General features: G+C 57.0%; 17 protein-coding genes. 2 read left to right on the top strand and 15 right to left on the bottom strand.

What is annotated here, in order from left to right; genetic code table 11:
- From G113_RS15310 to G113_RS15270, 10 genes are all read right to left on the bottom strand, one after another.
- A partial coding sequence (locus G113_RS15310) for a portal protein (RefSeq protein WP_005906235.1) occupies nucleotides 1–535 on the bottom strand: 535 nt, incomplete at its 3' end.
- The gene (locus G113_RS15305; RefSeq protein WP_005906232.1) at nucleotides 535–2,232 is read right to left on the bottom strand and encodes a hypothetical protein; all 1,698 of its coding nucleotides are present in this window, start codon (nucleotides 2,230–2,232) and stop codon (nucleotides 535–537) included. The genes G113_RS15310 and G113_RS15305, both read right to left, overlap by 1 nt.
- Before the next feature lie 60 nt (nucleotides 2,233–2,292).
- Nucleotides 2,293–2,928 carry a hypothetical protein gene (locus tag G113_RS21125; protein ID WP_152436071.1) on the bottom strand — a complete coding sequence of 212 codons (636 nt, stop codon included), beginning with the start codon at nucleotides 2,926–2,928 and terminating at the stop codon, nucleotides 2,293–2,295.
- Between the two features lie 44 nt (nucleotides 2,929–2,972).
- Complete coding sequence (locus G113_RS15300) at nucleotides 2,973–3,848, bottom strand: hypothetical protein (RefSeq protein WP_005906229.1); 876 nt, start codon at nucleotides 3,846–3,848, stop codon at nucleotides 2,973–2,975.
- Nucleotides 3,849–4,034 carry a hypothetical protein gene (locus G113_RS15295; protein WP_005906227.1) on the bottom strand — a complete coding sequence of 62 codons (186 nt, stop codon included), beginning with the start codon at nucleotides 4,032–4,034 and terminating at the stop codon, nucleotides 3,849–3,851.
- Between the two features lie 37 nt (nucleotides 4,035–4,071).
- Nucleotides 4,072–4,626, bottom strand: coding sequence for a DUF2514 domain-containing protein (locus G113_RS15290; protein WP_040319288.1), 555 nt, complete (start codon nucleotides 4,624–4,626; stop codon nucleotides 4,072–4,074).
- Nucleotides 4,626–5,117 (bottom strand): lysozyme, encoded by a 492-nt coding sequence (locus tag G113_RS15285; protein WP_005906224.1) that lies wholly within the window; start codon nucleotides 5,115–5,117, stop codon nucleotides 4,626–4,628. The genes G113_RS15290 and G113_RS15285 overlap by 1 nt, the downstream gene beginning before the upstream one ends.
- On the bottom strand, nucleotides 5,117–5,326 hold the full coding sequence (locus G113_RS15280; RefSeq protein ID WP_005906222.1) for a hypothetical protein: 210 nt from the start codon (nucleotides 5,324–5,326) through the stop codon (nucleotides 5,117–5,119). Before G113_RS15280 ends, G113_RS15285 begins: the two co-directional genes overlap by 1 nt.
- A 128-nt stretch (nucleotides 5,327–5,454) precedes the next feature.
- A complete protein-coding gene (locus tag G113_RS15275) occupies nucleotides 5,455–5,757 on the bottom strand; it encodes a hypothetical protein (RefSeq protein WP_005906220.1) in 303 nt (100 codons plus the stop codon).
- Entirely contained in the window at nucleotides 5,757–5,951 is a 195-nt protein-coding gene (locus G113_RS15270; protein ID WP_005906218.1) for a DUF3283 family protein, read from the bottom strand. Before G113_RS15270 ends, G113_RS15275 begins: the two co-directional genes overlap by 1 nt.
- Nucleotides 5,952–6,627: 676 nt before the next feature.
- Between G113_RS15270 and umuD the strand changes: the two genes are divergently transcribed.
- Nucleotides 6,628–7,050, top strand: coding sequence for a translesion error-prone DNA polymerase V autoproteolytic subunit (umuD, locus tag G113_RS15260; protein ID WP_040319286.1), 423 nt, complete (start codon nucleotides 6,628–6,630; stop codon nucleotides 7,048–7,050).
- Nucleotides 7,047–8,327: a translesion error-prone DNA polymerase V subunit UmuC gene (gene umuC / locus G113_RS15255; RefSeq protein ID WP_005906214.1), complete on the top strand. Its 1,281-nt coding sequence runs from the start codon at nucleotides 7,047–7,049 to the stop codon at nucleotides 8,325–8,327. The genes umuD and umuC overlap by 4 nt, the downstream gene beginning before the upstream one ends.
- A gap of 1,195 nt (nucleotides 8,328–9,522) precedes the next feature.
- Here umuC and G113_RS15240 read toward each other — a convergent pair.
- The 5 genes from G113_RS15240 to G113_RS15220 form a co-directional block, all read right to left on the bottom strand.
- Entirely contained in the window at nucleotides 9,523–10,221 is a 699-nt protein-coding gene (locus tag G113_RS15240) for a TIGR02642 family protein (RefSeq protein WP_005906209.1), read from the bottom strand.
- Nucleotides 10,222–10,242: 21 nt separating this feature from the next.
- On the bottom strand, nucleotides 10,243–10,542 hold the full coding sequence (locus G113_RS15235) for a Rha family transcriptional regulator (protein ID WP_005906207.1): 300 nt from the start codon (nucleotides 10,540–10,542) through the stop codon (nucleotides 10,243–10,245).
- Nucleotides 10,539–10,964 carry a hypothetical protein gene (locus tag G113_RS15230; RefSeq protein WP_005906205.1) on the bottom strand — a complete coding sequence of 142 codons (426 nt, stop codon included), beginning with the start codon at nucleotides 10,962–10,964 and terminating at the stop codon, nucleotides 10,539–10,541. The genes G113_RS15235 and G113_RS15230 overlap by 4 nt, the downstream gene beginning before the upstream one ends.
- Nucleotides 10,961–11,278 carry a Ref family recombination enhancement nuclease gene (locus G113_RS15225; protein ID WP_005906203.1) on the bottom strand — a complete coding sequence of 106 codons (318 nt, stop codon included), beginning with the start codon at nucleotides 11,276–11,278 and terminating at the stop codon, nucleotides 10,961–10,963. Before G113_RS15225 ends, G113_RS15230 begins: the two co-directional genes overlap by 4 nt.
- The coding region (locus tag G113_RS15220) for a recombination protein NinB (protein ID WP_040319285.1) at nucleotides 11,275–11,619 on the bottom strand (345 nt) is incomplete at its 5' end. The genes G113_RS15225 and G113_RS15220, both read right to left, overlap by 4 nt.

The following is an 11,619-nucleotide window of genomic DNA, read 5'->3' as shown; positions in this document are numbered from 1 at the left end:
GCATCAACCAGCGGTTGTCACTCAGGTCGGGCTCGCGGCTGTGCCAGTCCCAGTAAACCTCGTCTCGCGGCACGTTGCTGAACCGGTAGCGTGGGCCGAAAGGGTCATCATTGCGGCGCACCTCCACCCAGCCGATGCCGGTCTTGATCTGGCCGCCGTATGCCTCGCCACGGGCACGGTCCAGCCCGCCTAGCCTGCACATGTCGGCATATTCCGCATTGACGGCCTCTGCCAGCTGCTCCAACTCATCATCGTGGTCGTCGGCAATGACCATCAGATCGGTGCGGCTCTTGGCCTCCATGCCCAGCACCCCATCAATGGTGGGGGCGATCAGGTTGTGAATGGTGATCGGCTGTCCGCGCTCCTCGAGCACCTTGACCACCTCCGGCGGCAGCTGGTCGCCGTCATAGTAGGCGCAGGCTCGGTTGGCCATGGTGCGCCAATCTGGCTGGCCATCAATATCGCTCATCAGGTTGAGCAGGCGTGAGGTATCGAAGCCTCCCTGTTCGGGGGCCTTGGGTTGGGTCTGGTTCATCAGTTGGCCATCCAGTGCTTGGGTTTACGGGTGGTTTCGGATTTGACGATGCGGGCAGGCATGCGGGCTCGCATCTCTTGGGCGATCATGTAGCTCATCAACTGGTCGTCGTAACAACCGGTCTGGGCGTTCATGCTGCCGCTTTTGTCGTAGACGTAGGTGGTTGCCTCGTGAATTGTGCCTATCCAGCGGATCCCCGACTGGCCGGCACGCATCAGGTCTTTGAGGCCATCAACCACGATTGGCTTGGATTGCCGGGTAGTGAGCCAGCCAAGGCGCGGCGTCTCATCGTCTCGGTCCCGGTCGATGTATTCCTGGGCATAGATGCGGCGCACCGGATAGTGATCCCGCAGGGCAAGCAGCACGGCGTGGCCGTGGTTGTTTCGCTCTGGGCCAATGAAGGCTGGGCCATGCTCAGCGGTGCCGTACCACTTGCCCACATGGGCCAGCAGTTGGGCAAACAGCCCGGGATCCAGGTGCCCAAACCAATGGGCCACCTGCCGGCCATCGCTCTTGGCCACAACATCAAAGGATGAACGGTCACCATGTTCCAGCCCCTCAGCGACGTCAGCGCCGACGGCATAATCCTCATCGGGGTCTGGCAGCTCCCAGACCAGCAGCATGTTCTCGAGGGAACGCTGCCCCCGCTCGTCCAGTTGCTCTGGCTTGCGAGCCTTCTCGCGCCTGCCGGTAACCGGGTCCATGTCATAGACAATGAGCGGGGCCATGCAATCGCCCTCCGCCTCCATCGTAACGATGGGGTCAAATACCCTGCGCCCAGATGTCAGGAAAGCCTCCAGCGGCGTGCTGGGAAACTCCTGCTTCATCTCTGCGCCCTGGTTAGCCTCCTTGAGTACGTACCACTGGCGCTGCTCATCGGTGATGGTGCAGTCCATCGCCTTCTCAACGGCGGCGAAATACTCGGCCTGGGTCTTGCTCATCACCACGCCTGATGCGGGAACGTCGGCGCGATACTTGGGGTCTTGCCACCATGCGAAGAAGTGAAACTTCCAGTCGAGCTGGCTCAGCTCACCAGAGGCTCGCGCCAGCTCCAGAGACTTCATGCTCATGGCGTGGAAGTCACCGCCAACCCCTTCCGCGGTGCTCTCGATAAAGGCGATTGCCCCGGGGTGAATGGCGTTGAGGGTACCGGTTCGCACCTCTTTGGCCTTCTCCGGGTACTTGGCGCAAATCTTCCCGTGCTCGGATACGTGCAGGCGCTGGACGGTACCGGAGCGGAATGAGGTGGCCACCTGGATGCTGGAGCCATGCCGGAACAGGATATGGCCGCCATTCGCCCCGCCGCGCCGGGTCACCACCTTGAACTGGGCCTTGAGCCAGCTGGGCAGGTTATCGAACGGCACTTCAATCTTGGTGCGGTATATCTCGCCGGCCGCCGTCAGATCCTGAGCGATGATCCCGCACTTGATGTTGTTGTTGAACAGCGCCTCGTCCAGCAGGTAGATATCAATGGCAGTGGAGAATCCGAGCTGACGCGCCTTGAGGATGATGTTCAGGTACCACATGGTCCGGAACAGCAGCTCCTGCGCCGGGCGTAGCCGGAAGCGAACCAGCTTGCCCTGCTCATTCTCGATCATGTAGAGGTTGTTCATCCGCCACCACTTATCGCTGAGCTTCGAGCGGATGTAGGTCATCTGCTCCTGCTCAGTCATGGCGGAGATATTGGGTTCGATCATGGGGGGATCTCAGGCAATAAAAAACCCGCCGAAGCGGGTTGTAAGCGATAGCAATTACGGTCAGTTGTATAAATACGAGATAACAGCAATAACCATCACAAGCGTAGGCAGAATGGCATCGCCAAAATCTGGTTTTGACCAAGCATTTCTGGCAAAACTACACCAACAAGGCAGTATTATTGCGATAATGTCTCGGAAGTTAGTAAGTGTCATCTCATAAGAGGCTGTTGGTCGTCTGTCTTCTCGAGAGGAATGAATAACATAAATTGTAATGTGCAATAACCTAGCCCACATCACCTGAACCGATATGAAGTCATGCTCATATTGGTCATCATCAGTCAATTTCACACCGACTAAACAGCCTTCAGAATAGCCATGCATTGCACTGCCATTTCTGGTCCCATTTTCACGAATCTTTCTAAGTAAATAATCGGGAATGTAGCATCCATGGTAAGCATCTACTTTTATTTTATGACGAACATCCACTGTTATTTGTCTATGTCGCCACCAAAAGAACAGCATTACCACCACAGCTAATCGCACTAAGTTTTGTGGTGCGCTGAAACTGAGCTTCGCTCCAGCCAGACTAAAATCAGGCGACAAACTTCCTCCTGATATTGAATAGACAATTATCAGCGTCGCTATAATCATCATTTTATTACGATACTGACGCTCTAAATCTTTATCTACTTCCATCGACCAGATGCTCCCCAAGCAATAGATTAGCCATGCTACCAGATTCAAGCACCACTCATCAGCCCGCCAGTCCCCATACCCTGCAGCTCGGTGACCATCTCGCTGACCGGTGTTGATTCGCTGCCACCGTCCTTCTCTAACCGGTCAGCCTCAGCTGTCAGCTTGCGGGTCGCGGCCTTGATGCGCTTGGTATCAGCCTCAATCTTCGGCCCCGTAACCTCATCAATGCGCAGGGCGCTCAGCGTTCGCTCGATGGACTCGATACGCTGGATGTTGCGGTCGAGAGCCTGCTCAGCCCGCAAGATCTTGTCATAGAGCGCGATCCGGTCGGTTACCTCTTTTGCCTCAACCAGATCTTGCTGTAGGGACTTCATGGTTTTGGTGACAGAGATAACGCGAGCTCGGGTGAACACCAGCTCATCCGTCAGCCGCAACTCCTCGGCATGGTCGAACAACTCCTCAGCGTCGAGGAACTGGGCGTAACCGCCATGGGTCAGTGCCGGTCGGTCGCCAGGCCGCCACTGATTGGGTGGGTTGGGATTGCCAGGGTTCCCCTCGATGAAGCGGCCGCTATTGTCACGGCCGTTGGTTTTCGAGTTCTGGGCTGAGTCAGCTGGGGGTTGTGAGGATGTGGATGACTTTCCACCTCTCCTCTCTCCCCCTTTGCCCTTGGCTTCATTCCTCTTGGCTTGCACACTTTGCGCAGATTGCGCAGTTTTGCGCACTTCGGGATGCGCAGTTTGCGCAGCTACGCGAGATTTATCGGGTTGCGCAGGGGATTGCCCTCGAGATTTCAAATAGCGACGCGCCGAGTTGTAGTTAAGGCCGCGGCTATCGCACCAGTCTTTCGCACTGATGCCGGTCGCTTCATGCTCCTGCAGGAATTCTGCATTGAGCTCTGCCCAGTCGGTCTTTGCCATTTAGAGAGATAACTCACCTTCAACGATGGTGTCACCAGGTACCGGCTTGTGAGTAGCTGGAACCACAACGGAAACACCGGAGGAAAGAACAACCAGGGCCTCGCCTCCGTCGTAGTGCTCTACGCTGGCGATTACCCCAGTCACGTCGATACCGTTTATCACTTCACTGCTCCAGTTCATCTGCATCACCTTCTCCCCTTCCCCAGAAAGACAAACCCCGCCGTTATGGGCGGGGTTTCATGGTCGCGGTGCGCAGGGAGTCATAGGCTCGTTCACAGGCTAATCCTGATGCTCGAGCTCTGTCATACGCTGCTGCCAGCTCACCCGCTCGTTCATCAGCCCGGCTGAGCAGGTCGGCGAGCACCATTGCAGGCTGTTCTGCTGCCTGGCCTCCTTGGGCAGTGCTGGGATAGCTGGCGCACTGACTTGCTCGGGCTGCCAGGCGACGGGCTTGCTCGCGCAACCGGCCAGACTCAACACCAGCAGCAGCGGCATGAGCTTGTGCCTGGGCGATTTCTTCTTGTGCATGGTCTCTCACCTCATCAATTTCAGCCTGCCGACGATTCTCTTCTTCCCGAGCTTTCTGCTCAGCCTTGGTTCTGGCAGTGGCGAGCCTCGCGGCCTCTTCATTCCACTTCGCCTGCCAGGTCTTGCGCTCCCCCTCTTCCCCATCGGAATGACCGGACTGGTAGAGCGCCACCCCGCCACCTGCCAATGCAGCTATCACCAGGGCGCCAGCCAGGAACGGCAACGCTCTGCCTTGCGGAGTCTTTACCATCACTCCCCCTTGCACTTGGCATTGAGACGCAGCCGGTCTTTCCACAGCCCAGGGCATACCTGATTCCCCGGCGCAGAACAGTCTTGTTTGCCCGAACGCTTAAATAGCAGGATGGCCTCACACGCCCCGGTATAATCGCCAACGTTCAGGCGCTTCACGATGGTGGAGCGGCAGAAGGCCCCAGGGCCGATGTTGTGGGAGAGTTCGAGATAGGCATCGAACTCATACTGATGGAGGGGAGCCTGGATGCAGGCCTTGAGGGAATCCTCGAACACCCGCACCTCCCGCAGGCTCCGATTCACCGCAGCAACAGGGGTTATGGTGTCGCCCATCCTGACCCCTTCGGTGCTTCCGAACCCGATAGTGGGAAGCTTGGTGCCGTGTACCGGGTCGGGGTAAGCCACTGGGCCATACCCCTCCCGATTCAGGATCCCCACAAAGCCGGCGGCGCTCAGCGTGAGAGCTGCGATTGCGATGCGGACCTTGCTCACTATGCACCTCCCTGCTGGCGGCGCGGCTTGATTATATTCGACCAGATGAACCAGCCCATCTGAACCGCGATCCACGTCAACGTGGCTGCCAGCACCCAATCATTGAGCGAGTACCCGGCCAGCGTCATACCGGACACGACCACTGGCGGTGCGGACTTTGCCACACCAGCAGCGGCCGCAGCCGTCGCGAACTCCTCTTCTTTCCCCATTTACTCCCCTCCAGAAACGACAAAGCCCGCACGAGGCGGGCCAGAAATGAAAAAGGCCAGGGTCACGGGGACTCTGGCCATCTTTGAGCAATACTAACGCTGGCGCGGCGGGGATTCAACCAGCAGGGTTACCAAGTAATTCTCGGCAATACATCTACGAGGCGGTCAATTGAATGCCAGCCGGAAATAACATGCTCGGCTATGTAGAAATCCCCCTCATGGAAGTATCCAGATGCCATTGCGTCTTTGCCCTTTCGCGTAATGAAGTCGATCACAAACCTGTCATCTTGGTCAGGGGTGATTCTGATGTAGTGAACGGCAGGATCCTGAGCGCTTACCGATGGCGTTACCATCACGCCACCTCGACTGAATTTTGGCTCGACTTGAAACACCCGCCGAAGGATCGCCAATTGAATAATATCTAGGGACATTACTTCACCTTTCGGTACCGCTCGACCTGCTGCAGGAAGTAGGCCTGCATATCCCCCTTGTAGTTCCCAGCTTCACTCTCGGCTGGCACCTTGATCTCGGGGGTCCTTTCCTTCCATACCGCATAGGCTGCAGCCTTCTCGACCTCAACTCTCTCTTGCTGCTCTTTCGGCAGGGAACACAGATTGAACGACATCTGGTCTATTCCTCGTTATCTGTTGTGGCTCGTATCACGCTCACTGATTGGACAAACTCGTCCTCTACCGCAGTCACATCTTCTGACATAGCCCAGGATATTTCGTGTGCATAACCACACTCTATACACTGCACAAACTGCTTCTTAGTAGATGCCCCAACCCTTATATCACTGACAGTTTGCCTCTTACTGCATCTGAGGCAACTGAACGTCAATGGCTTGATCATCCCACCTAGTGCAGCGTTAGACATTGCCTTGTAGTAATTGGCAGAGACATCCTTAAAGGCATCTTCTGAGTACTTCCTTGGCGTCCCCCAAGCACCATTTCTAACACTGGTTGGCATGCACCCAAACACAGCGTCAGCTATTAGTTGTGGGAGTTTATGGGTAGCACACACGACACATACTGCAATTTCGACGACATCACTATCTCCGCATACCCAGCTAGCACTTGCGGCCCGCTCTGCGCATATAGTGCAACGCTTATCGCTTTCCGTCTCAATCATGATTCCCCCAAGAACCTCATGTGTTAGTGCTGCAATTTTGCACCATGGTGCGCCAGCGAACAAATGTATCTGTCCTAACCAGCGACAACTCGGAGCCAATCGCTCCACGGTGATCTTCACCCAGAGCAACGCTATACTGTATTTATATACAGCACAACAGAGTCCCCACCATGCTTGCAGTCCCAGATCTCGACGCCCCAGCGTTGGAAATTCCCTTGTTCCTCTCCCCTGCGGCATGTGGCTTCCCATCCCCTGCCCAGGACTACGTCGAACAGACCATCGACCTGAACCAACTCTGCATTGCCCACCCGGCAGCCACCTACTTCGTGCGGGCGGCCGGTGACAGCATGGTCGATCACGGGATCCGTGATGGTGACCTGCTGGTTGTTGACCGCAGCCGTAAGGCCAGGCACGGCAGCGTGGTGGTCGCCGCGGTCGATGGCGAATTCACGGTGAAAGAGTTGCAGCTTGAGCCATCGGTAGCGCTACTGCCAGGCAACCGGGCCTATCGGCCTATCCATTTCAGTGAGGGACAGGAGCTGGAGATTTTCGGGGTGGTGTCCTTTATCGTGCATCAGGTAGATACCCCATGAACAAGAGCTGCGCCGTGGCCCTGGTCGATGTGAACAACTTCTACGCCTCTTGTGAGCGCCTGTTTCGCCCTGACCTCAAGGGGGTGCCCATTGTCGTGCTCTCCAACAATGACGGCTGCGTGGTAGCCCGATCCGCTGAGGCCAAGAAGCTGGGGATCAAGATGGGAGTGCCCTACTTCCAGATCCGCCAGTTCTTTGAGGCGATGGGCGGCGTCTGGTTCTCCAGCAACTATGCCCTCTACGGCGACATGTCGCAGAGGGTGATGACGATTTTGGAGGGAATGGCACCAGCGGTGGAGGTCTACAGCATAGACGAAGCCTTTATTGAGCTGAGCGAGAGCTGGGCGGGCGACCTGGTGGAGTATGGTCGCCAAGTTCGCGAACGGGTGCAGCAGTGGACTGGGCTTGTGGTTGGGGTCGGCATTGGCCCTACCAAGACGCTGGCCAAGCTCGCCAACTATGCCGCCAAGAAGTGGCCGGCCACTGGCGGGGTTGTCGATCTGCGTGACGAGGGACGGCGCGCCAAGCTGATGGCCATCACCCCAGTGGATGAGATATGGGGCATCGGTCGGCGGCTGGCAGCCAAACTGGAGGCTCAGGGCATCAAGACTGTTGCCGAACTGGTGGCCGCAGACCCCAAGAGCCTACGGCGCCAGTACGGGGTCGTCGTTGAGCGCACTGTGCAAGAACTGCGGGGGATCCCCTGCGCCGAGCTGGAGCAGGTCGCGCAAGCAAAGCAGCAGATCATCTGCTCCCGCTCCTTTGGTGAGCGGATCACCACCATGGGGCCCATGCATCAGGCCCTGGCCGGCTACATGGAACGGGCCACCGAGAAACTCAGGGCGGAGGGAATGTGCTGCCGCCATGTGACCCTATTCATCCGCACCAGTCCGTTCAGTGACAAGGCCCCCTATTACGGTAATCAGGTGAGCACCAAGCTGGACATGCCCACCAATGACACCCGAGCGCTGCTGGCCCTGATCCCCCAATTACTTCCCCATATCTGGCGAGATGAGCAGCTGTACCAGAAAGGCGGCGTCATGCTGGCCGACTTCACCCCCATTGGCATGCAGCAGGGTGACCTGTTCGCAGCAGAGCAGCAGTCCCCGCGTAGCGAGGCGCTGATGCAGGTGATCGACAGGATCAATCAGGGACGGCTGGGGAAGGTCTACTTCGCGGCCCGAGGCCGGGATACCCGGGAGTGGATGATGAAGCGAGAGAAACTCAGCCCGCGCTACACCACATGCCTCAGCGAGCTCCCCTCGGCGAAGGCATAATTTTAACCAACCTGGTCAACTGCCGCTGAACTGGCTCCCACTTTGGCTCTGGAGGCGTCTTCACTGTCCTTGGTGAAGGCTCTGGATGAATAGCCAGAACCTTAATGAAAACCCGACGGGGGCTTCGCTTCCCAGGCTCACGCTTGCAGCTCCTGGTCTCGGCAACTGTCTCCACGTAGCTAAGACGACGCAGGTAGACCAACACGTCGCCGGCTACCGCGTCTGATACCCCAAGCAGACCGGAGATTGCATGCAAGTCGAAGAAGTCGCCATGAAGTAATCCCCACCCCGCCACCATCAAGGCATGCCCCTTGAGTCTGCTGCCCATTGAGTCCCTCCATTGCCCACAACTTTCAATCTAGTCGGTGTGTAGTAGCCCTGCACACCCGGAGTAACTCGCTTTATGAATTGCGTGACAGCAATCTGTATGGGTAGCAGAAAATGATTTTGGTGATGCAATAGAGGAAGTGCACACCGTAGAAGAAAGCAGAATGAGGACATGCCTACGAATCGTGACTTGCAGGCAGCGTGATGATGGCAGCTTTACTTGACCTAAGAGGAGTTCGCTGGACAAATACTGCTCAAACAGACTCAGGAACGGCCCAAAAAGCTCTGATGAGTTTGGCGTTGCTAACTGTTTACTGGTAGCTTCGAGCAATCAATTCAGTATGCCCTTTCCTAGTTGATAATCATGCCTTGTCCCTGCTGACGAATGATCGGAAAATACAGGAATTGGCCATAAGGCACCCAACGGAGAAATAAATATGTATTTAGACAAAAGACTTTATCAACCGCCGAATATGGAGGGAACATATGGCGAGAGAGAAGCGTCCAGGCGGACGAGATGGGGCTGCGAAAGCAGGAAAAAAGAAGACTCAGCAGTTTGCAGCTGCCGAGCCATCTAATCGAAGGGTTAAGCTGTTTGCAGCAGCTCAGACCTTATTCATAATCCTTACTCTGCTCAAACTAATATGCGAAGTAATCGAGCAAGTCAGGAATTTACAGCTCTAGTTTAAAGGGGGGCTTGCCCCTTTTTTACACCAACGTGGTGTAAAAATCGCACTCAAAGGCGGTCCTTTGGTTGCTCAATAATGATCAATTCACTAGCGAAAATCAACTGTAGTTAATGTTTATATACTGTAGAAAAACACTAGCCCACCCACTACAGAGACCCTTTAAACAGGTAAATCAAGCACTAAGCAACCCGCATCTCCCTCACCTGCCGGTCCATGGCCCTGGCCAGATCTGACGCCTGGTGAATCACCTCTTCCACTGCATGCTCCACTGCCTGCCGCATCTGCACGCCGAAATGGCGCGATACCAGCTCAGCATCCGGCACCACCCTCCCGGTACCGTGACACTTCGGGCACTCATCTGCCTTGCGCGGGCGTAGCCCTGTCCCATTGCAGTGCGGGCAGCGGCCTGACTGCATCATTTCAGCCACACAGTATTCACGGGCAAGACCCAGTATCCCGTTCCGCTCATCCAGCAGGCGCTGGTACTCATGGTCATTCCCAGCACGGTGCGCCCGCTTGGCCTTCTCCATCACCACTGCGGCCCGGCGGCGCTCTTTGTCATAGCGCGGGTGAGATAGCACCAGTCTATCCAACTGATCTGGCAGCGGGCGTCGCAGCAGGATAGCCATGGCCATACCCGCGGCCTCGCTACTACCCAGGGTCTCGCTGAAATGAGCCAGCAACTCCTGAGTGGCTTCCATGTCCAACAGGTGATCGGCCATCAGATACTGATACCCCTGAGGATTCTTCTTGGCGGCCGCTTGCAGGGCACCGAGAAACTCGTCACGCCCCAGATTGCTGACGTTACCGGGTGATGGCTCATGGAGCGCCCCCTTAGGTGAGAAAAGGCGCAACGCCATTTCCAATGACTTACTCATAATCAGTCCTCCTCAGGATGGCTAAGCAGCGTGAGCTTGCAGATGGCCGGCAGCGAGAAGCTTGTGGGTCAACCATTGCTGACCTTTACCGGTGATGGTGAGAGAGAAGGCAAGACGAGTCCCGCCATTGATCTCGTAGGGCTTCTCGTTTTGTTTGTTCTGGTGGGTCTCCTCAAATCTGAGGTCACCCCCAGCTCCGTGGAGCTCAAGCAACATAGCCCGGATGTCGCGCATGACATTGTCATGACGTTTCCCCACGAGCTCAGCAATCTCGATGTTAGTCATGGTCAGAGAGGTGTTAGTTGTGGTGGTCAAATTCATGGTCGGGTCCTTGGTTGGTTATTGGCCTGGTCAAATGCTTTCAGCAGCCAGGCGCGCAGCTGGCTGGTCTTGATGTGCTCGGGGGTCACCTCCAATACAGTCCACCCAAGTAGGGCGGCCTCGTTCATCTTGGTGCGGTCCTCTACGAACCCCCTCCCCCGGGTGTGCCTGCCGCCGGAGTGGATCCCGCCGTGGATCTCGAGGGCGATCATCTGCTCCTCCCAGGCATAGTCGAACCGCCACTTGCGCTTGGGGTGGAACAGCAGCTCTGTAACCGGGTCAGGGAAGCCGACAAGCTGGGCCTGCACCTTGTCGTGCAGGCTGGTGACTTGTTGGGCCTTGCGTACTTGGCCGGCAGCATTCTTGACCTTGTGACTGTTACCCAGCAGCCGGGCCGCATCGAGGGCGGAAAGGTGGATCATGCCGCCCTCCCGATGGTGTTCTTGCGCAGTTCGGCGACCTCTGTGGCCACCTGGGCGAGCAGGGTCTCCTCGCTGCCGTGCTCAGCCTGCCAGCTCTTGGGAGCTGCGTGGAAGCCTGTGGGGTAGCAGGCACGATGATGCCGCGGGCAGAGAGGGAGCACCCGGGTGTGAGAGGCGCGCTGCGCCATCCCGGCTCCGCTGCGCACGTGGTGGATTTCCGCAAGGCTCGCCCCCAGGCCAGCATTCCGGCAGGCAATGCAGCACAGAGAGCTCACATCGTCCAACCACTGCTTATCAGCCTTGGTCTTGCTCATGCAGCCCTCCCGTAGGCGGCCACCCAGTCGAAGCCGCGGCGGGATTCATCCCCGAACTTCACGCCTTGCCGAGCACCGAAGGCCTGGGCCAACTCGATGAGGTCGCGCATCTCGCGCACGGTCATCTTGGAAGTGGACTTACCCAGCACAACGAAGCCGGTACCGTCGATATTCGGTACCACGTCCTGCTGGTACAAGGCCGCGCTGAGCACATGCTTCCAGTCCTCCTTGGCGAGCTTGCGGCCGTGCCAATTCACCTGCTCGGCGATGTCGGTGAGACATGCCCAAAGCATTGAGTTTTGGGCCAGTGAGCGGGTCATCTCCTTGATTTCGATGACCAG

Source organism: Aeromonas molluscorum 848 (genome assembly GCF_000388115.1).
GTDB lineage: Bacteria > Pseudomonadota > Gammaproteobacteria > Enterobacterales > Aeromonadaceae > Aeromonas > Aeromonas molluscorum.
Note: the sequence above shows the minus strand (reverse complement) of the source record. Positions and strands in the feature narration are given on the sequence as shown.

Bases quoted from the DNA above. Each gene is read 5' to 3' on its own strand.
- umuD (WP_040319286.1), top strand. From the start codon at position 6,628: ATGCTTGCAGTCCCAGATCTCGACGCCCCAGCGTTGGAAATTCCCTTG.
- G113_RS15235 (WP_005906207.1), bottom strand. From the start codon at position 10,542: ATGAATTTGACCACCACAACTAACACCTCTCTGACCATGACTAACATC.
- G113_RS15240 (WP_005906209.1), bottom strand. From the start codon at position 10,221: ATGAGTAAGTCATTGGAAATGGCGTTGCGCCTTTTCTCACCTAAGGGG.
- G113_RS15295 (WP_005906227.1), bottom strand. From the start codon at position 4,034: ATGCAGATGAACTGGAGCAGTGAAGTGATAAACGGTATCGACGTGACT.
- G113_RS15300 (WP_005906229.1), bottom strand. From the start codon at position 3,848: ATGGCAAAGACCGACTGGGCAGAGCTCAATGCAGAATTCCTGCAGGAG.
- G113_RS15290 (WP_040319288.1), bottom strand. From the start codon at position 4,626: ATGGTAAAGACTCCGCAAGGCAGAGCGTTGCCGTTCCTGGCTGGCGCC.
- G113_RS21125 (WP_152436071.1), bottom strand. From the start codon at position 2,928: ATGGAAGTAGATAAAGATTTAGAGCGTCAGTATCGTAATAAAATGATG.
- G113_RS15305 (WP_005906232.1), bottom strand. From the start codon at position 2,232: ATGATCGAACCCAATATCTCCGCCATGACTGAGCAGGAGCAGATGACC.
- G113_RS15280 (WP_005906222.1), bottom strand. From the start codon at position 5,326: ATGGGGAAAGAAGAGGAGTTCGCGACGGCTGCGGCCGCTGCTGGTGTG.
- G113_RS15275 (WP_005906220.1), bottom strand. From the start codon at position 5,757: ATGTCCCTAGATATTATTCAATTGGCGATCCTTCGGCGGGTGTTTCAA.
- umuC (WP_005906214.1), top strand. From the start codon at position 7,047: ATGAACAAGAGCTGCGCCGTGGCCCTGGTCGATGTGAACAACTTCTAC.
- G113_RS15230 (WP_005906205.1), bottom strand. From the start codon at position 10,964: ATGATCCACCTTTCCGCCCTCGATGCGGCCCGGCTGCTGGGTAACAGT.
- G113_RS15225 (WP_005906203.1), bottom strand. From the start codon at position 11,278: ATGAGCAAGACCAAGGCTGATAAGCAGTGGTTGGACGATGTGAGCTCT.
- G113_RS15270 (WP_005906218.1), bottom strand. From the start codon at position 5,951: ATGTCGTTCAATCTGTGTTCCCTGCCGAAAGAGCAGCAAGAGAGAGTT.